This window comes from Streptomyces sp. NPDC048566, assembly GCF_043199735.1.
GTDB lineage: Bacteria > Actinomycetota > Actinomycetes > Streptomycetales > Streptomycetaceae > Streptomyces.
In genome coordinates this window covers 1-24411 of sequence record NZ_JBICWL010000030.1, presented here as the reverse complement: position 1 = coordinate 24411, position 24411 = coordinate 1, and the positions used below count along the sequence as shown (strand labels likewise).

Sequence of the window (24411 nt, the reverse complement as noted above, 5' to 3'; positions counted from 1 at the left end):
CGGAGTGCGGGGGCAGGCGTCGTAGTGCAACCAGCGTCCCTCCCGCCGCCGACGAGATCCGGCCGCGGCGGCGTCGGGGGCGTTGCGCCCGCCGGACTCGCACCACACGGCCGTGCCCGGGTTCCCTCCGTCGCCCCCCACCGGTCGGCGAACGCGGCCACCGGCGGCAGTCCCCGGCCGCCCTCGTCGGCCCGGTAGGGCGATCCTCGGCGTCCCCGGCCCGCCGTCGTGCACCGCGACGCGCAGGACGGTGCCGCCGTCGTCGCGCAGGAAGATGCGGAAGTGCCGTCCGGGCGGCACGGCGTGCACGAGGGCGTCGGTCGCGAGCTCGCCGGCGCGGAGCAACACGTCGTCGGCCCGCCCCGTACCGGTCGGTCCCCGGCCGGCACGGTGACCGCCGTGCACCTCCGTGACGCCGAGAACCCGGCGGAGCCCGGCCTCCGTGTCTCGGCGCGCGCCTGGGCCGCCTTCACCGCGGCCCGGTAGGAGAGCGGGGCGGCCCCGTTGTCAGTGGGGGCTCCTACAGTCACCGGCATGGCGACTCTTCCCAATCCGCTGCCGCGGCTGGCGGCAGACCCGAGCGGGCGCACGCTCGGGCTCGACCTCCCCGCCGGGAGACTGATCGACGCGACCCACGACGGGACGTGGCCCGAACCACTGCTGTGGCACGCCGAGGAGCGGCCCGCCGCCGGGGCGTGGAGCGCGCTGAACTCCTCCCGCGCACTCGGCCTGCTGCCCGTGCTGCTGGACGTCGGCGGACCGCAGAAGGGCGTCGGACAATGGGAGTTGATGCCCGGCGCGATGTCCTACGCGGGTGACCACGACGCCGACGAGGTGCTGGCCGGCTTCTGGGACGACTACGCGGCGGACGAGTTGGAGGGCGCCGGGGAGCAGCCGGGGCGGGAGGCCGCGGAGAGCCTGTTCGGCCCGCCCCTGCCCCACGAGGAGACCGTCGCCCCGTTCGGTCCGGCGTGGCCGGGGCCGGCCGCCGCCCCGCCCCTGGAGGCCGACCCGGACGCCCGCGCGGCGGAGATCGCGGACGTGCTCGGGGACCGGGGCTCCTGGCTGAAGGAGCCCCGGCTGGCGCTCGTCCCGGCGCGCCGCAGCGCGGACGTCCCGGCGGCGATCGGCTGGACCGGACCCCTGAACCACGAGAACGACGTCGCTCGGCTGTGCGCGGTGCTGCGGTCCTGGGAGGACCGTTTCGGGATACGGGTGGTGGCGCTGACCTTCGACCAGCTGGTGGTGTCCGTGGCCGCGCCGCCCACGACCATGGCGGAGGCCGAGGCCGTCGCCGCGGAGCACTTCGCCTTCTGCCCGGACACCATCACGCAGGGCCGCCACTCGGGCTTGCGGGCCTATGCGGAGGCCGAGGTGCTGAACGAGCCGGTGTGGTCCTTCTGGTGGGACTGACCGGCCCGGCCGGACCCCGGCGGACGCCGTGAGGGCGGCCGGGGTCAGCCGCGCAGGCCGGCGGCGAGGCGGCGCAGCCCTTCCGCGATCTCGGCCGGGGTCTGCGTGACGAAGCACAGGCGCAGCGTCGACGTCTCCGGTGGGCCGGCGTGGAAGGGTGCCCCGGGCACGTAGGCCACGCCGTGGTCCACGACACCGCGCAGCAGGGCCGTGGTGTCGTACGCCCCGGGCAGCCGGGCCCAGAGGAACATGCCACCCTCCGGCCGGGTCCACGTCGATCCGGCCGGGAGGGCGGCGCCGATCCCGGCGAGCATGGCGTCGCGCCGCTCGCGGTAGACGGAGGCGACCCGGGCGACGTGCGCGTCCAGGTCGCGGTCGGCCAGGTACCGGGCCGCGGCGAGCTGGTTGACGGTCGGGGTGTGCAGGTCGGCGGCCTGCTTGGCGACGGCGCAGGCCCGCAGCAGCGGCCCGGGGGCCCGCAGCCAGCCGAGGCGCATCCCGGGTGCCATCACCTTGGAGAACGAGCCGAGCAGGACGGTCCGGTCGCCGGCGCCGTCGTGGGAGGCGATCCACGGGACGCGCTCGCCCTCGAAGCGCAGTTCGCCGTAGGGGTCGTCCTCGACGATCCACAGGCCGCGTTCGGCGGCGACGCGGGCGACGGCGGCGCGGCGTTCGGCGGGCAGGGTGCGGCCGGTCGGGTTCTGGAAGGTGGGCACCGTGTAGAGGAGCTTGGGCCGCTCCCGGGCGACCAGGGTGTCGAGCGCCGCGGGGTCGAGGCCGTCCTCGTCGCCGGGCACGGCCAGGATGCGGGCTCCCGCGAAGGCGAACGCCTGAAGTGCCGCCAGATAGCAGGGGCTTTCGACGAGGACGGTGTCGCCGGGCTCCAGCAGCGCCGTGGCGAGCAGGGAGAGCGCCTGCTGCGAGCCGGTGGTGACGAGGATGTCGTCCGGCGCGGTCGGCAGCCCGCGCACGCCGGTCCGCTCGGCGAGGGCCGCCCGCAGGGCCGGTTCGCCCTCGGTCGTCGCGTACTGGAGGGCGCGGGCGGGCTGTTCGGCGAGGACGTCGCGGTAGGCGGCGGCGATCCCGGCCGCGTCGAACAGTTCCGGTGCGGGGAGCCCGCCCGCGAAGTTGATCACTTCGGGGCGTGCGGTGACCGCGAGGATGTCCCGTACCGGCGAGCCGCCGATCGCGGTCGCGCGGGCGGCGAGCGGGGGCACGGCGGCGGGATCGGTGACGGTCACGGTGACGCTCCTTGTCTCCTGGGCGTAGGCCCCGCGGGAGCGGGTCCCCCGCGGCGCCCGTGGGCGGCGGCCCCGTCGCCCGGGGACCGCTCCCGACCGCACCCTAGGCGGATGAGTGCCGTCTACACCCGTCGATTCCGGCATCCGGACGGGCGGGCCCGCGCCGGCCCGCGCCACTTCGGCACCCGACGCCCGGCACCCGTCGGGGTCCGCGCCCCGGCGGACGGGCGCGGTGCGCGGAGCGGCGCCCGCACCGGCGAACGAACGCCGCCCCGGGGCGGGTTGGCGATGCCGGTCAGCCGGGCGGCGCGGCCCTGCCCCACGCGCTGCCGCCGAGCGGGTAGTCGTAGGCGGGCCGTCCCGCGTTCCCGCTGGTGCGGAACGGCTCGCCGTGGTCGTCGACCCGCACGGTCCCCGTGCGGGTCCCGCTGGACCAGTCGAGCTCCAGGTACCACCGCACGTCGTGCGCCCGCGCGCCGGCGACCACGTAGAAGACCTCGGGGTCGGACTCGCTGACCTTGTACGGGAAGTCGCGCTGCCCGCCCTTGAGCCCGGTCACCGGCCGTGCGGCGTCCAGGTCCACCGTGAAGGACTTCGTCTCCACGCCACCGCCGCAGCCGACGCCCATCGCGAAGTCGTTCCAGGCGAGCGGCGCGCCCTTGCCGAGCACCCGCACGTGCAGGGCCTCCAGGACGACGGTGGCCTTCCCGGTGCCCTGCACGGTCAGCGCGATCATCTGCTCGCCGCCCGGGACTCCGCCGAGCGCGGTCGCCCAGCCGCGCGCGTAGGCCGGCTCCGGCGGCGGGGGCACCTGCCGGGCGGGCCGGTCCACCAGATAGTGCTGCCCGCACGGGCCGTCCCACCGGTACGGGTCCACGACGACGACCGGTGCGCCGACTCCGTCCTCGCCGCGCCCGGCCGAACCGCTCGTGGCGGCGCCGTCGCCCGCGCCGCCCGTGTCGGCCGCGCCGCCGCCCGTGGTGCCGGAGGGCCCGGGGCCGGGGTGGCGCGAGGGGGAGGCCGTCGCCGAGCGGTGCGGCGCCGTCGGCGTGCCGCCCGGGGTGTCCGGGCGTGCGGCGGGCGGGGCACCGCGGGCCGTGCCGTCGTCCTGGGGCTCCCCGCCGCCACCCGACCCGAGCTGCACGGCCGCGGTGGAGACGGCCGCGGCCAGGACGACGGCACCGGCCGCGGCGAGCAGCGCGGCCCGCCGGCTTCGCGTTCGTCCGGACCCGGGACGCGCCCGCCCGGTCGCGTCGGACTCGGGTCCCCCGCGACCGGTCGCGTCCGCGCCGTCCGCGCCGTCCATGGCCTCCGCCGCCTCCGCCGCCCCGCCGGACGCCGTACCGTCCCCGCCGCCGTCCCCGCCGTCCGCGGGCCCGTCCGCCGCGACCGTGTCCGCCGGGACACCGGCCGACCCGTCGCCGTGCGCGCCTGTACCGCTCCCGGTCCCGGTCGCGGCGCCCTTCCTCCCGCGCAGCGCGTCCGCCAGGACCCACCGCCGGTGCAGCTCGACCAGCTCCTCGGGGGTGGCGCGGCAGACGCGGGCCATGCGCTCGACGGGCGCGTAGTCGGCCGGTACGGCGTCGCCGTTGACGTACCGGTGGAGTGTGGACGTACCGACGTGCAGCCGTCCGGCGAGCGCCCCGTAGCTGAGGCCGGACCGCTCCTTCAGCTCCCGGAGCAGTGCCGCGAACTCGTCCCCCGCCACCGCTTCTCCCTCCCCCGTGTCCCGGACCGCGTTCCAGGAACCTTCCGTCACCGCAGGTCAGAGCCTGTTCCGGCGTTCCAGCGTCCCGTATCGGCCGCCGGGTGTGGCGGGCGGGACGGATCACCGCGCAGGCTTTCGCCATCCAAGCACGCCGCTCCCGCCGACCGATCGAGCGGCCGTGACACCGACGACTCCCCAGGGGGAACACCCATGTCCGCACGCACGACCCGCACCCGTCTGCTCGCCGCGTCCACGATCGCGGTCGCCGCGTTCGCCCTCACGGCGTGCGGCACCGCGGACGGGGTCCGCGACGAGGGCGCGTCCGCGGGAACCCACTCCTCGGCACGGCCCGGAGACCGGGGCCGGACGTCCGGCGCCGCCACGACGGCGCGCGCAGCGGGCACCCGCACCGGCGCCGGCACGGCGAACGGCACCGGGAAGACCAGCGGGGGCACGGCGGGGTCGACGGCCGCCGGCGCCACCGGCTCCGCGGGCTCGTCGGGCGGGACCCGCACGCGGCACCCGGCCTGCGGAGCCGCCACCACCCGCACGACCGCGACGGTGGTCTCCCGCCCGCTGAACCACCTGCTGCTCACGGTCACCAACAAGGGCTCCCGGACCTGCGACCTGACGGGCTACCCGATCGTCCGCTTCGGCGAGGCCCAGGCGGTCCCGCCGGTCGCGGAGGAGACCCACCCGCAGGCGGTCGTCACCCTCGCCCCCGGCGAGTCCGGCTACGCGGGCGTCGTGCTGTCGGCGGCCGACGGCAGCGGCGTCCACGGCTACACCGCCAGGACCCTGGAGGTCCTCTTCGGCGACCGCGGCGCGAACGGCGGCGCCCGTCCCGCGCTGCCCGCGAAGGGCGTGTACGTCGACGAGACGCTCACTGTGACGTACTGGCAGCAGGACCTGGACACCGCGCTCTCGTACTGAGGCCGGGCGGGCGGGCCGCCGCGCTAGCGCGACAGCGTGCGGGCCACCTCGGTCGCCCAGTACGTGAGGATGTTCTGCGCGCCGGCCCGCCTGATGCCGGTGAGGGACTCCAGGATCGCCTTGTCCCGGTCGATCCAGCCCTTCTCCGCGGCGGCCTCGATCATCGCGTACTCGCCGGAGATCTGGTACGCCACGACCGGAACGTCCGACGCGTCGGCGACCCGGGCGAGGATGTCGAGGTAGGGGCCCGCCGGCTTCACCATGACCATGTCGGCGCCCTCCTCCAGGTCGAGCGCCAGCTCCCGCAGGGCCTCCCGCGCGTTGGCCGGGTCCTGCTGGTACGTCTTGCGGTCACCCTTGAGCGAGGAGCCGACGGCCTCCCGGAAGGGGCCGTAGAAGGCGGAGGAGTACTTGACCGTGTAGGCGAGGATGCCGACGTCCTCGCGGCCGATCTGGTCGAGGGCGTCGCGGATGACGCCGACCTGGCCGTCCATCATGCCGCTGGGGCCGACGACGTGGGTGCCGGCGTCGGCCTGCACCTGGGCCATCTCGGCGTACCGCTCCAGCGTGGCGTCGTTGTCGACGCGGCCCTGCTCGTCGAGCACCCCGCAGTGCCCGTGGTCGGTCGTCTCGTCGAGGCACAGGTCGGACATGACGAGCAGCTCGTCGCCGACCTCGGCGCGGACGTCGCGCAGGGCGACCTGGAGGATGCCCTCCGGGTCCGTGCCGGGCGTCCCGACCGCGTCCTTGCGGGCCTCCTCGGGAACGCCGAACAGCATGATGCCGGAGACGCCGGCCTCCAGCGCCTCCACGGCGGCCTTCCGGAGGCTGTCCCGGGTGTGCTGCACGACCCCGGGCATCGCGTCGATCGGCACCGGCTCGCTCACGCCCTCGCGGACGAACGCGGGGAGGATGAGGTCCGCGGGGTGCAGCCGGGTCTCGGCGACCATCCGGCGCATGACGGGCGTGGTGCGCAGCCGCCGCGGACGCGTACCGGGGAAGGATCCGTACTTCGACATGCCGTCTACGCTACGCCCGCCCCGGGGGCGCCCATGCCGACGCCGTGTCGGACCCGGGGTCCGCCGACCGGCCCGGAACACCGGCCTCCGGCGGCGGCCGGTGCCGCTTCCCTCAAGGTGTTCGGGGAGCGGGCCCCGAGGCTCGGGCCCGGGGCCCGGGACCGGGCGCCGAGCGCGACCCGGCGAAGGGCCCGCGGCCGGGGACGGCGGGAGACGGCACGGGGGCGGGCCGGGCGCCTCCGCGCCCGGCCCGCCCCCGCCGGCGTCAGGTGGTCCGGCGGCGCCGGGAGCCCGGCCGGCGCTCGCTGGGCCGGGTGACCGGGTCGCCCGCGTCCAGCGCGGCCAGCCGCCGCCGCAGCCCGAAGTCGGCCAGCGCCTCGGCCAGCTTGTGCACGGACGGCTCCGGGGCCATCACGTCGACCCGCAGTCCGTGCTCCTCGGCCGTCTTGGCCGTCGCGGGGCCGATGCAGGCGATCACCGTCACGTTGTGCGGCTTGCCCGCGATCCCGACGAGGTTCCGCACGGTGGACGACGAGGTGAACAGCACCGCGTCGAAGCCGCCGCCCTTGATCGCCTCACGGGTGTCGGCCGGCGGCGGCGAGGCGCGCACGGTGCGGTACGCCGTGACGTCGTCGACCTCCCAGCCCAGCTCGATGAGCCCGGCCACCAGCGTCTCGGTGGCGATGTCGGCGCGCGGCAGGAACACCCGGTCGATCGGGTCGAAGACCGGGTCGTAGGGCGGCCAGTCCTCCAGGAGACCCGCCGCCGACTGCTCGCCGCTCGGCACCAGGTCCGGCTTCACGCCGAAGGCGATCAGCGCGTTCGCGGTCTGCTCGCCGACCGCGGCGACCTTGATGCCCGCGAACGCACGGGCGTCGAGCCCGTACTCCTCGAACTTCTCGCGCACGGCCTTGACCGCGTTCACCGAGGTGAAGGCGATCCACTCGTAGCGGCCGGTGACCAGGCCCTTGACCGCGCGCTCCATCTGCTGGGGGGTGCGCGGCGGCTCGACGGCGATCGTCGGCACCTCGTGCGGCACGGCCCCGTACGACCGCAGCTGGTCGGAGAGCGACGCCGCCTGCTCCTTCGTCCGCGGCACGAGGACCTTCCAGCCGAACAGCGGCTTGGACTCGAACCACGACAACCGGTCGCGCTGGGCGGCGGCGGAACGCTCACCGACCACGGCTATCACCGGCCGGCCGCCGTCCGGGGACGGCAGCACCTTCGCCTGCTTGAGCGTCTGGGCGATCGTGCCCAGGGTCGCGGACCAGGTGCGCTGGCGGGTGGTGGTGCCGGCGATGGTCACCGCCATCGGGGTGTCGGGCTTGCGGCCGGAGGCCACCAGCTCGCCCGCCGCGGCGCCCACCGAGTCGAGTGTCGCCGACACCACCACGGTGCCGTCGGAGGCCCCGACCTCGGTCCAGCAGCGGTCCGAGGCGGTCCGCGCGTCGACGAAGCGGACGTCCGCGCCCTCGGCGTCGCGCAGCGGGACACCCGCGTAGGCGGGCACCCCGACGGCGGCGGAGATGCCGGGCACGACCTCGAACGGAACACCCGCTGCGGCGCAGGCGAGCATTTCCTCCGCGGCGTACGTATCAAGTCCCGGGTCCCCGGACACCGCACGCACGACCCGCTTGCCGCCCCGTGCGGCCGTCATGACAAGATTGGCGGCGTCCCTCGACGCGGGGTCACCAAAGGTTGTTGACGTGCCGTCAACCACCGTCAGCTGAGGTGTGCCCGTACTCGGGTACGGGTCCGGCGACGTGGCCGGGTCCGTGTCCAGAACGGCGACGCCCTGTCTGGCGTGCACGCGGACCACGTCGAGCACGTCGTGCTCGGCGACGAGGACGTCCGCGTTCGCCAGCGCCTCGACGGCGCGCAGTGTCAGCAGCCCTGGATCTCCGGGTCCGGCACCCAGGAAGGTGACGTGCCCGTGGTCCGGACCGGCGGGAAGGTTGGTGGGGCTCAAAGTGCTCGCTCCCCCATCAGACCGGCCGCGCCCTTGGCAAGCATCTCGGCGGCGAGTTCACGGCCGAGCGCCATTGCTTGGTCATGTGTCTCGGGCACGGGACCGGTGGTGGACAGCTGCACCAGCGTCGAGCCGTCGGTCGTCCCGACGACGCCGCGCAGGCGCATTTCCTTGACAATCTGCCCGTCGGCCTGCAAGTCGGCGAAAGCGCCCACGGGAGCGCTGCAGCCGGCTTCCAGGGCGGCAAGCAGGGATCGCTCGGCGGTCACGGCGGCCCGCGTGAGCGGGTCGTCGAGTTCCCCGAGCGCGGCGACGAGGTCCGCGTCAGCCGCGGCGCACTCGATCGCCAGGGCCCCCTGGCCGGGGGCGGGCAGAACGGTGTCGACCGACAGGAAGTCGGTGACCTCGTCGATGCGGCCGATCCGGTTGAGTCCGGCGGCGGCGAGCACGACGGCGTCGAGCTCCGCGCTGCGGACGAATCCGACGCGGGTGTCGATGTTCCCGCGGATGGCCACCGTCTCGATGTTCAGGCCGTGGCTGCGCGCGTACGCGTTCAGCTGGGCCATGCGGCGCGGCGAGCCGGTGCCGACCCGGGCGCCGTCCGGCAGCTCCGCGAAGGTCAGCCCGTCACGGGCGACGAGCACGTCCCGCACGTCCTCGCGCACCGGCACCGCGGCCAGCGCGAGATCGTCCGGCTGCGCGGTCGGCAGGTCCTTGAGGGAGTGCACCGCGAAGTCGACCTCCCCGCGCAGCAGTGCCTCGCGCAGGGCGGTCACGAAGACGCCCGTACCGCCGATCTGCGCCAGGTGCTCGCGGGAAACGTCGCCGTACGTCGTGATCTCCACGAGCTCGACGGGCCGTCCCGTCGCCCGGCTCACGGCGTCCGCCACCTGCCCGGACTGGGCCATGGCGAGTTTGCTGCGCCTGGTCCCGAGCCTCAAAGCCTGCTCACTCATGCTCGCCCTCGGTTCTTGGCGTTCTCGGTGTTGTTCTCGGCCCGCGAGACGGCGGCGACCGTCTCCGGGTCCAGGTCGAACAGGGTCCGCAGCGCGTCCGCGTACCCGGCGCCGCCGGGCTCGGCGGCCAGTTGCTTGACCCGTACGGTCGGAGCGTGCAGCAGCTTGTCGACGACCCGGCGCACGGTCTGACCGATCTCGCCGCGCTGCTTGTCGTCGAGGTCGGGCAGCCGCCCGTCCAGCCGCGCGATCTCGTTCGCGACGACGTCGGCGGCCATGGCGCGCAGCGCCACGACGGTGGGGGTGATGTGGGCGGCCCGCTGCGCCGCGCCGAACGCGGCGACCTCGTCGGAGACGATGCCGCGGACCCGGTCGACGTCGGCGGCCATCGGCGCGTCCGCGGAGGCCTCGGCCAGCGACTCGATGTCGACCAGCCGCACCCCGAGCAGCCGGTGCACGGCGGCGTCCACGTCCCGGGGCATCGCGAGGTCGAGCAGCGCGAGGGCCGGCGCGGGGCGCGGCTCGCGGGCGACGGGCTCGGGCCGGCGGCGCTCGGGGACCCGGCCCAGGGTCGCGGCCGCGGCGGCCAGCGCGCCGATGAGGTCGGCGTCGCCGTCGGGCGTACCGCGGCTGTCGCGGCGCTCGTCGGTGCCGGTGCCCTTGTCCACCCAGGCGGCGTGCTGCTCCAGGGTGGCCGCGTCCATGCCGGCGACGGCGGCCTCGCCCAGGACCGAGAAGCCGGTGGCGCCCTGCACGGCGGACAGGTCCAGCGGGCAGCCGTCGTCGGCGCCCGCGCCGGTGGCCGCGTGCCGGCCGCCGGGGTGCGCGGGCGCCTCGTCGCGTACGGCGGCGGGGCTGCCCGTGCGGCCTTCGACGGCGGCGGCGACGGAGTCGGCGGTCAGCACGAGTCCGGTCGCGCCGGTGCAGGAGACGGCGATGTCGGCACGTGTCAGCTCGGCCGGCACCGCGTCCATCGGTACCGCGCGGGCCAGCACGTCCGTGTCGTCGCCGCCGGAGAGGATCTCGGCGAGGCGCTCGGCGCGGTCGCGGGTGCGGTTGGCGATCACGATCTCGCCGACTCCGGCGCGGGCGAGCGTGGCCGCGGCCAGCGAGGACATCGAGCCCGCGCCGATCACCAGGGCCCGCTTGCCCTTGGCCCACGCCTCGACGGCGCGGCCCGCGGAGAGCTGCTCCAGGCCGAACGTGACCAGCGACTGCCCGGCCCGGTCGATGCCGGTCTCGGAGTGGGCGCGCTTGCCGACCCGCAGGGCCTGCTGGAACAGGTCGTTCAGCAGCCGCCCGGCGGTGTGCAGTTCCTGCGCGGAGGCGAGCGCGTCCTTGATCTGGCCGAGGATCTGGCCCTCGCCGACGACCATCGAGTCCAGACCGCAGGCCACCGAGAAGAGGTGGTGGACGGCCCGGTCCTCGTAGTGCACGTACAGGTGGGGGGTGAGCTCCTCCAGCCCCACGCCGCTGTGCTGGGCGAGCAGGGTGGACAGCTCCGCCACGCCCGCGTGGAACTTGTCCACGTCGGCGTACAGCTCGATCCGGTTGCAGGTGGCGAGGACCGCGCCCTCGGTGGCCGGCTCGGCGGCGAGGGTGTCCTGCAACAGCTTGACCTGGGCGTCCGCGGACAGCGCGGCCCGCTCCAGGACGCTGACCGGGGCGCTGCGGTGGCTCAGCCCGACGACGAGGAGACTCATGCCGGCATCACCGCGGGAAGGTCCCCGTCGGGCCCCTTGTCGTCGTCCCGCACGGCCTGGGCGACCGCACCGGCCTGCGCCTCGGCCTCCTCGCCGGCCTTGCGCTGCTCGTGGAACGCGAGGATCTGCAGCTCGATGGAGAGGTCGACCTTGCGCACGTCGACGCCGTCGGGCACGGACAGGACGGTCGGTGCGAAGTTCAGGATGGAGGTGACTCCGGCGGCCACCAGGCGGTCGCAGACCGGCTGGGCGGCTCCCGCCGGGGTGGCGATGACACCGATCGAGACACCGTTCTCGTCGATGATCTTCTCGAGCTCGTCCGTGTGCTGGACCGGGATGCCGGCGACGGGCTTCCCGGCCATGGCCGGGTCGGCGTCTATGAGCGCCGCGACCCGGAATCCGCGGGAGGCGAACCCTCCGTAGTTGGCCAGCGCCGCGCCGAGGTTGCCGATACCGACGATGACAACCGGCCAGTCCTGGGTCAGCCCCAGTTCGCGGGAGATCTGGTACACGAGATACTCGACGTCGTAGCCCACGCCCCGCGTCCCGTAGGAGCCGAGGTAGGAGAAGTCCTTGCGCAGCTTCGCGGAGTTGACCCCCGCCGCGGCGGCCAGCTCCTCCGAGGAGACCGTGGGCACCGAGCGTTCCGACAGGGCGGTGAGGGCTCGGAGGTACAGCGGAAGACGGGCGACGGTGGCCTCGGGAATCCCTCGGCTGCGGGTCGCCGGTCGGTGCGTTCGGCCAGTTGCCACGGTGCTCCTGCGGGTAGAGCGGGGCTGTGGGCGGCCACACGTTTCCGGACCGCCCCGTCCCCTGCAGGCTATGTCTTTGTGAACGCGTGCACAAAGATGGTGTCCGATTTGCCCGCCCAACGTGACCGGGGTCACGCATGTCCGGCGCGCGGCGGTGGAACCGTCGCGTGGACCGTTTCGTTCCGCTCCTGACGGGGGCAAAACCGCACACACTCCTCAACGCATCCCGCCCCCGAGACCAATCCGCCGTCGATCCTAGGCGACTTTCCCGGCCACTTGGACTACTCGGTCAGGTCACAACTCGGGGCAGGACCGGGCACGGCGCGGGCACGGCGGGCGGCCCCGCGGGGAACTCACCGCGCGAGGGCCCCGCGCAACCGCTTCTCGTCCACCCGCCAGAACGTGTGCTGCGCGCCGTCCACCAGCACGACCGGGATCTGCTCCCAGTAGGCGCGGTGCAGTTCCTCGTCCTCGGTGATGTCCTTCGCCTCCCACCGCACCCCCAGGTCGGCGCAGACCCTCTCGACGACCTCCTGTGCGTCATCACACAGATGGCACCCCGGCTTCCGGACGAGCGTGACCCGCCGCTCCGCGGGCCCCTTCTTCTCCGTGCGGCGCTCAGCGCGCCGGAACATGGGACTCATACACGCCATTCTCCCGCCCCCGGCCCGCCCGCGGACCGGGCCGTCGCCCTACGCGGAGACCCCGGCCCGCGCAGGGCCGACGCGCCGTGGCGGCCACGGATCGCACCGTCTCTTTAACGGCCCGGTCGCGGAGAGTTCACAGCGTCGCATCCTCTCGACTCCGGAACGGTCCGGCGAACTGGCTATGCTCACGACATGGCCGCTCTCGGATGGCTCACCCCCCGTAGGCGCTCCGCCACCGCGCGGAGCGTGTTGGCAGGCGAGGCCTCTGCGGAGGCAGCCCGCAAGTCCTCGCAGGAACTGGAAGAACTGGCACCGCAGGCCGCCGCGGAGGAACCGGAGTTCCCCGTGCTCGGCGACGACCGGGCCGCGGCGTTCTTCGACCTCGACAACACGGTGATGCAGGGCGCCGCCCTCTTCCACTTCGGACGGGGCCTGTACAAGCGGAAGTTCTTCGAGACCCGCGACCTCGCCCGGTTCGCCTGGCAGCAGGCGTGGTTCCGGCTGGCCGGCGTCGAGGACCCCGAGCACATGCAGGAGGCGCGCGACTCCGCGCTGTCGATCGTCAAGGGCCACCGGGTCGCCGAGCTGATGTCGATCGGCGAGGAGATCTACGACGAGTACATGGCCGAGCGGATCTGGCCCGGCACCCGGGCCCTCGCCCAGGCGCACCTGGACGCGGGCCAGAAGGTGTGGCTCGTCACGGCGGCCCCCGTGGAGATCGCCACGGTGATCGCCCGCCGTCTCGGCCTCACCGGCGCCCTCGGCACCGTCGCCGAGTCGGTCGGCGGCGTCTACACCGGGAAACTGGTCGGCGAACCCCTGCACGGACCGGCGAAGGCCGAGGCCGTCCGCGCGCTCGCCGGCGCCGAGGGCCTGGACCTCTCCCGCTGCGCCGCGTACAGCGACTCGCACAACGACATCCCGATGCTCTCGCTCGTCGGGCACCCCTACGCGATCAACCCCGACGCGAAACTGCGCCGGCACGCGCGGGACTGCGACTGGCGGCTGCGCGACTACCGCACCGCACGCAAGGCGGCGAAGGTCGGCATCCCGGCGGCGGCCGGGGTCGGCGCGGTCGCCGGCGGGACGGCGGCGGCCATCGCCCTGCACCGCCGCCGCCGCTGAGAAACCGGGCCGGACCACGGCCCCTCAGGCGCTCCCGGAACGCGGTACGGCGCACACCCGGGTCCGGGACGGACGGCCGCGCGCCGGGCCCGAAACCGCCCCGACCTGCGCGGAGCCCGTCGGCACGACGCCCATCACGCGGTTCTACCCACCCGGCGGCCCACCCAGTCACACCGGCCGCAGGCGGGCACAACACGCTTCGCACTCAGACGGAACGCGAACCGATTCGATCAACAATCGGTCACTGAGCGGCACTTGAACGAGCACCGATACGCCTCAGAAGCGTCGTAATCGATGATTTGAGCAACTGGGTGTAGCGCTGCCTGTACGAAGCGTTATTCTCCTCAGACGCAAACCGGTACCTCTCCGTCGCCACGACGGGTGAACGGTTCCGCACTGCACGTGATGGAAGCTCTGCCTCTGGGAGTCCCGTGTACTCACACGTCGGGGTTGACGCCTCTGGCCTGGCTACGCTGCGCGCAACGGTCCTCGACCGTCTGCGCGGCTTCGTCCCCACCGCGTACGCCGTCCCCGCCTTCGCCGTCGCCGCGCCCGTCGGTCCTTGCTATGCCCTGGCCGACGGCAACGCCGCGGTCGGCAGACGGGGCCGCTCGGGCTCGGCCACCACCGCACGACGTCCGGCCGCGGACAGCGACAGCGCCCGGATGATGGATCTCGTGGAGCGCGCCCAGGCCGGCGAGGCCGACGCCTTCGGGCGGCTCTACGACCAGTACAGCGACACCGTGTACCGATACATCTACTACCGGGTGGGGAGCAAGGCGACCGCCGAGGACCTCACGAGCGAGACCTTTCTGCGGGCGCTGCGCCGGATCGGCACCTTCACCTGGCAGGGCCGCGACTTCGGCGCCTGGCTGGTGACCATCGCCCGGAACCTGGTCGCGGACCACTTCAAGTCCAGCCGGTTCCGCCTGGAGGTCACCACCGGCGAGATGCTCGACGCCAACGAGGTCGAGCGCTCGCCCGAGGACTCGGTCCTGGAGTCGCTGTCGAACGCCGCCCTGCTGGACGCCGTGCGCCGGCTCAACCCGCAGCAGCAGGAGTGCGTCACGCTCCGCTTCCTCCAGGGGCTCTCGGTCGCCGAGACCGCCCGGGTGATGGGCAAGAACGAGGGCGCGATCAAGACCCTCCAGTACCGGGCCGTCCGCACGCTGGCCCGGCTCCTGCCGGACGACGTCCGCTGAACCCGCTTCGAGCCTCCGTGATCCCACACGTTCAGCGACGATCAACTCACGCTCCGTAAAAGTCGGTTGACTTCACGGTCCGATCATCCGTCGTCCGTAACCCAAGTGCCGCGACGCTCGTTGTGCGGGATACAGGCTCCCTGTGGTCACGCCTTGGCCAGCGCCGATCACCCGATCGTGTGCAACGGGCCGAGGGGTGCAACCCTCAGGACCCCCTGGGGAGTCGACCGTCATGACGAGAGGAGGTGCCGCCAGTGATCGCGAACGTATCGGCACACCGGCGGGCGAACGCCTTCGCCCAGGCCCTGGAGGAATCCGACCGGGGCACGGCGGCCGAGCAGCCCGATGGGTCTGCACCGTCCGGGGCTGCGGAGCGGACCGAGCAAGAGCTGCTGACGGCTCTTGCCACCGGTCTCGGCGAGCTGCCCAGACCGGAGCTGGACCCCGAGGTCAAGGTCGTGCAGCGAGCACAGCTCGTCGCCGCGATGGAGGCCATGCTGCTGGAAGGCACCGCCGCCGGAGGCGAGGGTTTGGACCGTGCCGTGCCCGAGCAGCGGTCCCATCGGGCCAAGGGCGCACACCGGGCGACCGGGCTGGGGAAGCTGCGGCCCAGGTCGCGGCTGACCAAGGGGCTCGCGGCCGGCGGACTCAGCATCGGTGTGGCCGCCGGCGCCCTCGGCGGCGTGGCCGCCGCGAGCTCCGACGCCCTGCCGGGTGACTCGCTCTACGGGCTCAAGCGAGGCATGGAGGACATCAAGCTGGGCCTCGCCCACGGCGACAGCGACCGCGGCGAGCTCTACCTCGACCAGGCGTCCAACCGCCTGAGCGAGGCCCGCCGGCTGATGGAACGCGGACGATCGGGCCACCTCGACCACGAGTCCCTCGGCGAGGTGCGCCGCGCGCTGAACGGCATGCGGCACGACGCCTCCGAAGGCCACCGCCTGCTGCACGAGGCATACGAGCGGGACGGCTCCCTCGGCCCCATCCAGGCCCTGTCCGCCTTCTCCCGGTCGCACCGCGACGCCTGGGGCGCCCTGCGCGACCGGCTGCCCGCGCAGCTCGGCGACGTCGGCGACGAGGTCTCGTCGGTCTTCGACGCCATAGACGAAGAGGTCGGCCCGCTGCGCTCGCTCCTGCCCTCGACCCCGGCACCCGAGGGCACCGGACGGCACCGCGGAAGGAGCGAGGAGTCCACCACCGCACCGGGCGAGGACACCCCGCGGCCCAGCGCCACCACCGGCGCTCCCCAGGACCGCCACACCGGAGGTACGAGCAGCGGCCGTCCCAAGCCGTCCAGTTCGGGCAGCTCCGGCGAGGACGGTCTCCTCGGGGGCGGCACCGGCGGCCTCCTCGACCCGCCGCAGGACGACACCGGGTCCTCGCCGTCCAGCAGCGGCGGGACCTCCACGGGCAAGCCCGACGTCACGCTGCCTCCCCTGCTCCCCGGCCTGCTGCCCGGCCTCGGCATCGACGCCGAGGACGACGGCTGACCGCGCCACCTCGTGTACGGCGATGGGGCGTCCTCCCTGCGGAGGGCGCCCCATCGCCATACGCACCGGGCCCGCGGCGCTGTCCGATCGTCATCGGCAGAACCGTGCCTGCATGATCAGAAGAACACGGACCTGCGCTGCACCAGCAGTTTGTAGAGCGTGTGCTGGATCTGTTCCCTGACCTGGTCGGTCAGGTTGAACATCAGCATCGGGTCGTCGGCCGCCTCCGGCGGATAGCCGTCCGTGGGGATCGGCTCACCGAACTGGATCGTCCACTTCGTCGGCAGCGGGACCGCGCCGAGCGGGCCGAGCCACGGGAACGTCGGCGTGATCGGGAAGTACGGGAAGCCCAGCAGCCGCGCGAGGGTCTTCGCGTTGCCGATCATCGGGTAGATCTCCTCCGCCCCGACGATCGAGCACGGGATGATCGGGGTCCCCTGGCGCAGCGCGGTCGACACGAAGCCGCCCCGGCCGAACCGCTGGAGCTTGTAGCGCTCGCCGAACGGCTTGCCGATGCCCTTGAAGCCCTCCGGCATCACCCCGACCAGCTCCCCGCGCTCCAGGAGCCGTTCGGCGTCCTCCGCGCAGGCGAGGGTGTGACCGGCCTTGCGGGCCAGCTCGTTGACGACCGGCAGCATGAAGACCAGGTCGGCGGCGAGGAGCCGCAGGTGACGGTCGGCGGGGTGGTTGTCGTGGACGGCGACCTGCATCATCAGCCCGTCCAGCGGCAGCGTGCCCGAGTGGTTCGCCACGATCAGCGCGCCGCCCTCGGAGGGGATGTTCTCGATCCCCTTCACGTCGACGCGGAAGTACTTCTCGTACAGCGGCCGGATCAGCGACATCAGGACCTGGTCGGTCAGCTCCTCGTCGAAGCCGAAGTCGTCGATCTCGTAGTCGCCGGTGAGCCGGCGGCGCAGGAACGCGAGACCGCCCGCGATGCGCCGCTCCAGCCCGGTGCCTTCCCGCGGGGCCCGCGCGGACGGCTGTTCGTCGTGCGTCACGGGAACATCATCGCGCCCGGCCTCCGCTCCGTGCAGCGGCTGGACCTCCCGGACCACCGCCGGCTCGCTCCGGCGCCGGCTCGCCTGGGCCCGGCGCCGCGGGGGGCGTGGCGCGGCAGCACCGCGCGACCGGTCGTCGTCGAACGGAATGACCTTGGCGTCCGCCATCGTTGATGCGCTCCTCAGTTGGCGCTCTGCGTCGGGTGCCCGCCGCCCAGGACGGGCAGCGCGGCGATCCGGTCCACGGCTCCCGCCAGGGCCTCCGGGGGCAGGAGCCCGGGTCCCCGGCTGTGCGCGAAGTCCGCGAAGGTCTCCGCCGTCGTGTACTTCGGGTGGTAGCCCAGGGTTTCGCGCATCTGGTCCGTCTCGACCACTCTGCCGTGCGTCAGCAGCCGCAACTGCTCCGGCGAGAAGTCCGTCACTCCCAGGGTACGCACGGCCGTACCGGCCCAGCTGAGCGCGGGCAGCAGCAGCGGGACCGTCGGGCGCCCGAGGCGTCGCGCGCACTGCGACAGCGACAGGACGCCGTCGCCGGCGATGTTGAACGTGCCGCTGTTGAGGGTGCCCCGGCGCGGCTCGTCCGAGGCGATCAGCAGCACCTCGACGACGTCGTCCTCGTGCACGAACTGCAGCCGCGGGTCGTAGCCGAGGACGGTGGGCAGCACCGGCAGCGAGAAGTAGGAGGCGAGCGGGAAGTCCGCGCTCGGGCCGAGGATGTTGGCGAAGCGCAGCACGCACACCGCGACGTCGGGCCGGCGGCGCGCGAAGCCGCGCACGTAGCCCTCGACCTCGACCGTGTCCTTCGCGAAGCCGCCGCTGGGCAGCGACTTGGGCGAGGTGGTCTCGGTGAAGACGGCCGGGTCGCGCGGGGCCGAGCCGTAGACGTTGGTGCTGGACTTCACGACCAGCCGTCTGACCGTCGGGGACTTCTGGCAGGCGCCGAGGAGCTGCATGGTGCCGATGACGTTGGTCTCCTTGACCGTGGTCCGGCTGCCGGAACCCAGCGCCGTCCCCGTCACGTCCATGTGCACGACCGTGTCGACGGAGTGCTCGGCGAGCACCCGGGCGATCGCGGGCTGCCTGATGTCGGCCTGCACGAAGTCGGCGCCGCCGATGTGGTGTTCCGGGGGCACCGCGTCCACGGCGATCACCCGGTCGACCCGCGGATCACGCTGGATCCGTCGGACGAACCGGCCTCCCAGCCTGCGGGCCGCTCCGGTGACGAGCACGACATTCCCCAAGATCAGCGCCTTCCTTCCCGATCCGGACGTGGCTTCGCTCGCTGCTGCCGTGTTCCCCGTGTGACGCCAACCTAGCGGGTCGATGTTGCGCTGTGATGACCGCCCGATGCATGACGTGACGGTGAGCCCGCTCCGGCGACGGGACCAAGCCATTCGGCCCACAGGCCGCGCGGCCGGGACGGGACCCGCCCGGGACGCCTCCGCCCCGCCCGGGTGGCCCTTCCGGCAGCCGGACATGCCTGTGGCCCTCCACCGGCTGGTGGAGGGCCACAGTACGCGCGCGTTGCCGCGGCGTCGCCTACTTCTTGTTGCGACGCTGAACGCGAGTGCGCTTGAGCAGCTTGCGGTGCTTCTTCTTCGCCATCCGCTTGCGCCGCTTCTTGATAACAGAGCCCACGACTACCCTCGCTCACTTCTCTTTACTCGGTGCTGGGCTGCATGGGCCCACACGACCTATGAGGGGCCAGCCTACCCGTCCGAGCGCCGAGGTCGTAATCGAGGTGTTCCGGGAGATCACGGGGGACTCCCGGAACACGCCTCAGGCGGTCTCCACCCCCACATAACTCTCGCGGAGGTACGCGTGAACCGCTTGCTCCGGAACCCGGAAGGACCTCCCCACCCGGATCGCCGGCAGATGACCGCTGTGCACCAGGCGGTACACGGTCATCTTCGACACTCGCATCACCGAGGCGACTTCCGCCACGGTAAGGAACTGGACCTCGTTCAGAGGCCTCTCGCCTGCAGCCATGACACACCTGAACCTTCCGCACTCGACGGCCACCGGCTTCCCCTTCCGGTGACTCTTCGTCGTTGCGTGCTCACTCCCCAATGTAGGGGCGGGTGATGCGAGTGGGGAAGAGGGGATGCCATCGGCCGCCTACGGTGACAGACACGCTCGATTGAGTACATAGCGAGTAAGCGGTCGGTAGTAATCGGACCGCACAGCGTCATCAAGCGGAACGGCGACCGCCACCCGCCCCTCCGCCTCCCCCACGAAGAGCGCGGGATCGTCCGTGTCGGCGAGCCCGATGGCCTCGAACCCCAGCTGACCTGCTCCGCAGACCCATCCGTGATCCCCGATCACGAGCTCCGGGAGGGGCCCGCCGGACACCGCGGCGGCGGCCAGAGCCGTCCGAACCGGGAGCGGGGAATGGCTGTGTGCGCCGGTGGTGCGACCGGCGTCCGGCGCTCCGGGTTCGCGTACCAGTGCGACGCCCCGTACGTAGTCGAGGTTGTACGTGCGTAGACCGAACCGGGTCGTTATGTCGACAGAGCTACCCTGCGCCGGGGTGAGGACGGTACATCCCGCCGCCGACAAAGCGTCCGCGATCGCGGCGTAGAACATGATCAGCCGGTGCGGATGACCCGTCCCGAGGAGCACGGGGTGACGATGCCGTGCGGCCCGGGCCAGCCGCTCGGCGAAAGCGTCGAGAGCCGCCAGGGTCAGCTCGGGGTCGATCACATCATGCCCCGAAACCTGTGCCGGATCGGCCGAAACCCCGCACTTGTCGGCCATCAAAGCGATCAGATCCCGTTGCCGCCAGGTCCACTCGGGATCGAGTCCGAGCAGCACCCGGGGATCGCGGGCCGCGAAGAGCCGGTAGCTGCGCAGACTCTCCTCCCGCGACGTGGCCACGGGCCCGGCCAGCCGCGCGGCCAGCAGATGTGCACGCAAAGCTCCGGTGCTCAACACCCCAGTGATGCTGGCGCATCGGTGAAGATCAATCGCCCGCAACAGGGAAAAGCCCCACAGTCGGGCTAATACCCCGCACCCCTCCCCGGGTGCCGCACCCCTCGCGGACCCCGGGTCCCCCGCACTCCCCCAACCGGGCGGGCCGTCGTCCCCAGAGGCGACGGGCGACGGGCGACGGGCGACGGGCGACGGGCGACGGGCGACGGGCGACGGGCGACGGGCGACGGCTCAGGGAAGCAGGCCCCGCAGCGGGAATACGGCCTTGCGGGTCGCCAGGACCGCCTGGTCGAGGCGGTCCGCGGGGTCGTACCCGTCCTCCCAGTCCTTCCACGCCACCGGCCACCGGCCGTCCGTCATCCGCATCGGCGCCAACTGCCGCGTCCGGGCGAAGGCCTGCTGCCGCCAGCCCTCGGGGATCACCGTCTCCGGCTCGACCGGCCGGCCCGCGGCGATCGCCACGAGATGCGTCCACGACCGCGGCACGACGTCGACGACCGCGTAGCCGCCCCCGCCCAGCGCCACCCAGCGCCCGTCCGCGTACCGGTGCGCCAGGTCGTGGCAGGCGACCTGCACGGACCGCTGCGCGTCGAGCGAGACGGCCAGGTGCGCCAGCGGATCCTCGACGTGGGTGTCCGCGCCGTGCTGCGTCACCAGGACCTGCGGCCGGAAGTCGGCGAGCAGCTCGGGAACCACCGCGTGGAAGGCGCGCAGCCAGCCCGCGTCCCCGGTCCCGGCGGGCAGCGCCACGTTCACGGCCGACCCCTCGGCGGCCTCCGCACCGGTCTCCTCCGGCCATCCCGTCTGCGGGAACAGCGTCCGCGGATGCTCGTGCAGCGAGACGGTCAGGACCCGCGGGTCCTGCCAGAACGCCGCCTGCACCCCGTCCCCGTGGTGCACGTCGACGTCCACGTACGCGACCCGTTCGGCACCCAGCTCCAGCAGCCGGGCCACCGCCAGCGCCGCGTCGTTGTAGATGCAGAAGCCGGACGCGGCACCGGGCATCGCGTGGTGCAGCCCGCCGGCGAAGTTCACCGCGTGCAGCGCCTCACCCCGCCACACCGCCTCGGCGGCCCCCACCGACTGCCCCGCGATCAGCGCGGACACCTCGTGCATCCCGGCGAAGGCGGGATCGTCCGTCGTCCCGAGCCCGTACGCGGCATCGGCCGCACGCGGATCGGCGGACGCGGCCCCGACCGCGTCCACGTAGTCCTCGCGGTGCACCAGCCGCAGCGTCGACGCCCCCGCCGGCTTCGCCGCGACCACGGCGACCTCCCGGTCGAGCCCGAAGGCGTCGACCAGGCTCCGGGTCAGGGCGAGCCGGACCGGATCCATCGGATGGTCCGGCCCGAAGTCATACCCCGTTACTGCCTCGTCCCACATCAGCTGTGCGCGGCCGCTCATGCACGTCACCGTATCGGTCTCGTTCAGGAGCGAACGACCGGGCGTACCCCACCATCACGAGGACCAGCACCATCGGCACCAGCATCGCGCCGCGGTAGTTCCACGCGTCGCCGAGCGCGCCCACCAGCGGCGACCCGATCAGGAATCCCACGTAGTTGAAGATGTTCAGCCGCGCGATCGCCGCGTCCGAGGCCCCCGGGAACAGCCGCCCCGCCGCCGCGAACGTCTGCGGCACGATCACACACAACCCCAGCCCCAGCAGCGTGAACCCGAGCATGCCCACCCACGCGCCCGGCGCCGCCGCCACCACTCCGAAGCCCAGCGCGGCGACCACCGCCCCCAGCCGCACCACCGCGACCGCCCCGAACCGCCGCACCCCGAAGTCCCCGACCGCGCGCCCGACCAGCGTCGTCACCATGTAGACGTTGTACGGAAGGGTCGCCAGCTGCTCCGAACCGCCGAGCACGTCCTGGACGTACTTCGCGCTCCAGTTGGAGACCGTCGAGTCCCCGATGTAGGCGAACGTCATCACCAGGCACAGCGGCAGCAGCAGCCGGAACGCCGTCGGCGCGGCCCCGGCGGCACCCGCCCCCGCCGCCCTGGCACCCTCGCCCCCGGCACCCCCGGCACCCCCGGCACCCCCGTCGACGTACCAGCGGCTTCCCACCAGCGTGAGCGGCAACAGCACCAGCACGACCGGCAGATACGACAGGAACAGCGACTGGTGCCAGTGCGCGCCGGCCCAGGCCAGCGAGGCGCCCATGATCCCGCCCAGGCTGTACGCGGCGTGGAAGCCCAGCATGATGCTGCGCCCGTACGCCCGCTGAAGACTCACCCCCAGCATGTTCATCGAGGCGTCCAGCGCGCCTACCGCGAGCCCGAACACCCCCAGGCAGAGCGCCACTTCGGCCATCCGGTCGCCGGCGGCGACGCCGAGCAGGGCGAGCATCACCACCGGCTGCGACCACCGCAGGACGCGGCTGGGCCGTATCCGGCGGACCACGTACTCGGTGGCGACGCTGCCGACCCCGGCGAGGATCGGCACGGCCGCCAGAAAGACCGGCAGCAGACCGTCGGAGATGCCGTACCGGTCCTGGATCGCCGGGATGCGCGTCACGAGCAGCGCGAAGGCGGCGCCCTGAGCGAAGAAGCCGAACGCCAACGAGGCCCTGCCGCGCCGCAGCACATCTGTCATGGCGGCGAGCGTAGAGCCCCGGCCTACCAGTGGGTAGATCCAGCCGAAGGTGAATTCCGTTCAGCTTCCGGCCGGTTGCCGCGGAACGGGCCGTTCAGTCCCGCCCGCCGGACGCGGTGGCGCGTTCGTGCTCCAGCATCTTCGCCATCGGGACGACGGCGAAGCGCCCGCTGACCAGGAAGGCGAGGACCATCGAGACGGCCATGACCACCGTGCCGAGCCACACCATCGTGTCCACCGGCAGCGTGTACACGCCCACCACCCGCGCGACGCACTCCGCGAGCAGCACCCCACCCCACACGGTCGAGAACGTCCGCTCCGCACGCCGGAACGGCTCCGAGTCGGCCGCCAGCCGGTCCCAGGCCGCGGCCCGCGCGGCGTCCCCCTTGACCAGGAAGGGCTTCATGCCCGGCGTCATCATGGGCCGCCCCCACCGCACGGACAGCAGTACACCGATACCGATCGCACAGCTCGCACCGCTGTCCTTGGCCAGCATGAACCGCGGATCACCCGCGACGAGGCCGAGCGCGAGACCGACCAGGTTGACGAAGAGGATCAGCCCGGCGAGCCCGTTGACCCGGCGCTCCCTGACCACGCCCCACACGGTCCGCGCGGCCGGCACCACGCTGCTCCAGCCGAGCGCCGCGACGGTCCCCATCCCGAACCCGTTCCTGAGCAGGTAGTACGACCCGACGGGTACCGCCACGTCCACGATCAGCGGCAGGAATCCCGCTCGGCGGCCGGTGGTCCCCCGCGCCGGGGAGTCCTCCGCCCGGCGGGGCGCCTCCGCGCGGGCACTGATCCCTGTGGCGGTGATGGTCATGGTCGGGTCCCTCCGTCGTCACTGTGTACGTCCCGCTGCGATGTACTCAGCTTCCCGTTCGGACCCGTCCCCCCGACAGAAACGATCGTCCGGGGCTCGGCATGACAAGTGTCAGCTCCCCTCCCCCGCCCCCGTCACACGCGCCGTCCCCATCAGCAGGTCGGCCAGCTCCTCCATGCCGGCGAAGAGTTCGGTGGCTTCGGACAACCGCTCGGCCGGTGTCATGGCGGTGAACCCGTACACGTCCATGCCGGCCGCGACGGCCGCCCGGACCCCCAGCGGACTGTCCTCGACGACCACGCACCTCTCCGCGGGCACCCCCATGTGCTGCGCGGCGTGCAGGAAGAGGTCCGGCGCCGGCTTGCCCCGCCCCACGTCCTCCGAGCTGAACACGCGCCCCTCGTCGAACCATCGGTCGAGTCCGGTCGTCCGGTGCCCGACCCTGATCCGCTCGTGGCTGCCCGACGAGGCCACGCAGTACGGCACGCCGTCCGCGGTCAGCCGCTCCAGCAGCCGGACGGCGCCGGGGACGGGCTTCAGCGCGCGCTCGAAGGCGGCGAACACCCGCGCGTGGAACACCGCGTCGAAGTCGTCGGGCAGGGGCCCGCCGCCGCGCTCGCGCACGGTGTCGTGGACCCGGTGCAGGGCCGCACCCATGTAGTCCCGCAGGGAGTCCTCGTAGGAGGTGGGATGCCCCAACTCGGTGAGATAGGCGGCCAGCAGGGTGTTGGAGATCGGCTCACTGTCCACGAGGACGCCGTCGTTGTCGAAGATGACCAGGTCGTAGCGCATGAAAAAGACCCTAAACGCAGAAAACCCCCGTACCGGTATCCCCGGTACGGGGGTTCTCTCACAAATAGTTCGGCGGCGTCCTACTCTCCCACAGGGTCCCCCCTGCA

At 73.3% G+C, this 24411-nt stretch carries 23 protein-coding genes; 6 read left to right on the top strand and 17 right to left on the bottom strand.

The genetic code is table 11. The features are described from left to right. Window positions 1-228: 228 nt before the first annotated feature. Window positions 229-486 carry a DUF397 domain-containing protein gene (locus ACGFS9_RS29120; RefSeq protein WP_393257210.1) on the top strand — a complete coding sequence of 86 codons (258 nt, stop codon included), beginning with the start codon at window positions 229-231 and terminating at the stop codon, window positions 484-486. Between the two features lie 48 nt (window positions 487-534). Beyond that, entirely contained in the window at window positions 535-1413 is an 879-nt protein-coding gene (locus ACGFS9_RS29115; protein ID WP_393257209.1) for a DUF4253 domain-containing protein, read from the top strand. 44 nt (window positions 1414-1457) lie between these two features. Here the strand turns inward: ACGFS9_RS29115 and ACGFS9_RS29110 are convergent, their stop codons facing one another. Continuing rightward, window positions 1458-2654, bottom strand: coding sequence for a PLP-dependent aminotransferase family protein (locus tag ACGFS9_RS29110; RefSeq protein ID WP_393257208.1), 1197 nt, complete (start codon window positions 2652-2654; stop codon window positions 1458-1460). Window positions 2655-2949: 295 nt separating this feature from the next. Then, the gene (locus ACGFS9_RS29105) at window positions 2950-4362 is read right to left on the bottom strand and encodes a helix-turn-helix domain-containing protein (protein ID WP_393257207.1); all 1413 of its coding nucleotides are present in this window, start codon (window positions 4360-4362) and stop codon (window positions 2950-2952) included. A 210-nt stretch (window positions 4363-4572) separates the two neighbouring features. On the opposite strand from ACGFS9_RS29105, the gene ACGFS9_RS29100 reads away from it, so the two are divergent. Then, the gene (locus ACGFS9_RS29100; protein WP_393257206.1) at window positions 4573-5295 is read left to right on the top strand and encodes a DUF4232 domain-containing protein; all 723 of its coding nucleotides are present in this window, start codon (window positions 4573-4575) and stop codon (window positions 5293-5295) included. Between the two features lie 23 nt (window positions 5296-5318). On the opposite strand, the gene hemB is transcribed toward ACGFS9_RS29100, so the two are convergent. The 6 genes from hemB to ACGFS9_RS29070 form a co-directional block, all read right to left on the bottom strand. Beyond that, the gene (gene hemB / locus ACGFS9_RS29095) at window positions 5319-6314 is read right to left on the bottom strand and encodes a porphobilinogen synthase (RefSeq protein WP_393257205.1); all 996 of its coding nucleotides are present in this window, start codon (window positions 6312-6314) and stop codon (window positions 5319-5321) included. A gap of 265 nt (window positions 6315-6579) precedes the next feature. Continuing rightward, the gene (locus ACGFS9_RS29090) at window positions 6580-8283 is read right to left on the bottom strand and encodes a uroporphyrinogen-III synthase (protein WP_393257204.1); all 1704 of its coding nucleotides are present in this window, start codon (window positions 8281-8283) and stop codon (window positions 6580-6582) included. Continuing rightward, window positions 8280-9239 carry a hydroxymethylbilane synthase gene (gene hemC / locus ACGFS9_RS29085; RefSeq protein ID WP_393257203.1) on the bottom strand — a complete coding sequence of 320 codons (960 nt, stop codon included), beginning with the start codon at window positions 9237-9239 and terminating at the stop codon, window positions 8280-8282. Before hemC ends, ACGFS9_RS29090 begins: the two co-directional genes overlap by 4 nt. Beyond that, window positions 9236-10942 carry a glutamyl-tRNA reductase gene (locus ACGFS9_RS29080; RefSeq protein ID WP_393257202.1) on the bottom strand — a complete coding sequence of 569 codons (1707 nt, stop codon included), beginning with the start codon at window positions 10940-10942 and terminating at the stop codon, window positions 9236-9238. Before ACGFS9_RS29080 ends, hemC begins: the two co-directional genes overlap by 4 nt. Then, a complete protein-coding gene (locus ACGFS9_RS29075; RefSeq protein ID WP_393257201.1) occupies window positions 10939-11694 on the bottom strand; it encodes a redox-sensing transcriptional repressor Rex in 756 nt (251 codons plus the stop codon). Before ACGFS9_RS29075 ends, ACGFS9_RS29080 begins: the two co-directional genes overlap by 4 nt. 353 nt (window positions 11695-12047) lie before the next feature. Beyond that, the gene (locus tag ACGFS9_RS29070) at window positions 12048-12347 is read right to left on the bottom strand and encodes a glutaredoxin family protein (RefSeq protein ID WP_393257200.1); all 300 of its coding nucleotides are present in this window, start codon (window positions 12345-12347) and stop codon (window positions 12048-12050) included. A gap of 186 nt (window positions 12348-12533) precedes the next feature. Here ACGFS9_RS29070 and ACGFS9_RS29065 point away from each other — a divergent pair, with 186 nt between their 5' ends. The 3 genes from ACGFS9_RS29065 to ACGFS9_RS29055 all read left to right on the top strand — a co-directional run bounded on the left by ACGFS9_RS29065 (window position 12534) and on the right by ACGFS9_RS29055 (window position 16158). Beyond that, window positions 12534-13466: an HAD family hydrolase gene (locus tag ACGFS9_RS29065; RefSeq protein ID WP_393257199.1), complete on the top strand. Its 933-nt coding sequence runs from the start codon at window positions 12534-12536 to the stop codon at window positions 13464-13466. Window positions 13467-13897: 431 nt separating this feature from the next. Beyond that, on the top strand, window positions 13898-14668 hold the full coding sequence (locus ACGFS9_RS29060; RefSeq protein WP_393257198.1) for an ECF subfamily RNA polymerase sigma factor, BldN family: 771 nt from the start codon (window positions 13898-13900) through the stop codon (window positions 14666-14668). 254 nt (window positions 14669-14922) lie between these two features. Further along, window positions 14923-16158, top strand: a complete 1236-nt coding sequence (locus tag ACGFS9_RS29055; RefSeq protein ID WP_393257197.1) for a DUF5667 domain-containing protein — start codon at window positions 14923-14925, stop codon at window positions 16156-16158. A gap of 116 nt (window positions 16159-16274) precedes the next feature. Here ACGFS9_RS29055 and ACGFS9_RS29050 read toward each other — a convergent pair whose 3' ends face one another. From ACGFS9_RS29050 to ACGFS9_RS29010, 9 genes are all read right to left on the bottom strand, one after another. Next, window positions 16275-17327 carry a lysophospholipid acyltransferase family protein gene (locus ACGFS9_RS29050; protein WP_393257196.1) on the bottom strand — a complete coding sequence of 351 codons (1053 nt, stop codon included), beginning with the start codon at window positions 17325-17327 and terminating at the stop codon, window positions 16275-16277. Between the two features lie 14 nt (window positions 17328-17341). Next, entirely contained in the window at window positions 17342-18400 is a 1059-nt protein-coding gene (locus tag ACGFS9_RS29045; protein WP_393257195.1) for an NAD-dependent epimerase/dehydratase family protein, read from the bottom strand. A 298-nt stretch (window positions 18401-18698) separates the two neighbouring features. Next, window positions 18699-18797: a 30S ribosomal protein bS22 gene (locus ACGFS9_RS29040; RefSeq protein WP_003948845.1), complete on the bottom strand. Its 99-nt coding sequence runs from the start codon at window positions 18795-18797 to the stop codon at window positions 18699-18701. A gap of 141 nt (window positions 18798-18938) precedes the next feature. Beyond that, complete coding sequence (locus ACGFS9_RS29035) at window positions 18939-19148, bottom strand: helix-turn-helix domain-containing protein (protein WP_393257194.1); 210 nt, start codon at window positions 19146-19148, stop codon at window positions 18939-18941. A 129-nt stretch (window positions 19149-19277) separates the two neighbouring features. Beyond that, window positions 19278-20093, bottom strand: coding sequence for a phosphatase (locus ACGFS9_RS29030; protein ID WP_393257193.1), 816 nt, complete (start codon window positions 20091-20093; stop codon window positions 19278-19280). A gap of 228 nt (window positions 20094-20321) precedes the next feature. Beyond that, window positions 20322-21494, bottom strand: coding sequence for an acetoin utilization protein AcuC (locus ACGFS9_RS29025; protein ID WP_393257192.1), 1173 nt, complete (start codon window positions 21492-21494; stop codon window positions 20322-20324). Beyond that, window positions 21445-22689, bottom strand: a complete 1245-nt coding sequence (locus ACGFS9_RS29020; RefSeq protein WP_393257191.1) for an MFS transporter — start codon at window positions 22687-22689, stop codon at window positions 21445-21447. Before ACGFS9_RS29020 ends, ACGFS9_RS29025 begins: the two co-directional genes overlap by 50 nt. A 94-nt stretch (window positions 22690-22783) precedes the next feature. Then, the gene (locus ACGFS9_RS29015) at window positions 22784-23512 is read right to left on the bottom strand and encodes a VC0807 family protein (RefSeq protein ID WP_393257190.1); all 729 of its coding nucleotides are present in this window, start codon (window positions 23510-23512) and stop codon (window positions 22784-22786) included. 111 nt (window positions 23513-23623) lie between these two features. Beyond that, window positions 23624-24304 carry an HAD family hydrolase gene (locus ACGFS9_RS29010; RefSeq protein WP_393257189.1) on the bottom strand — a complete coding sequence of 227 codons (681 nt, stop codon included), beginning with the start codon at window positions 24302-24304 and terminating at the stop codon, window positions 23624-23626. Window positions 24305-24411 lie beyond the last annotated feature (107 nt).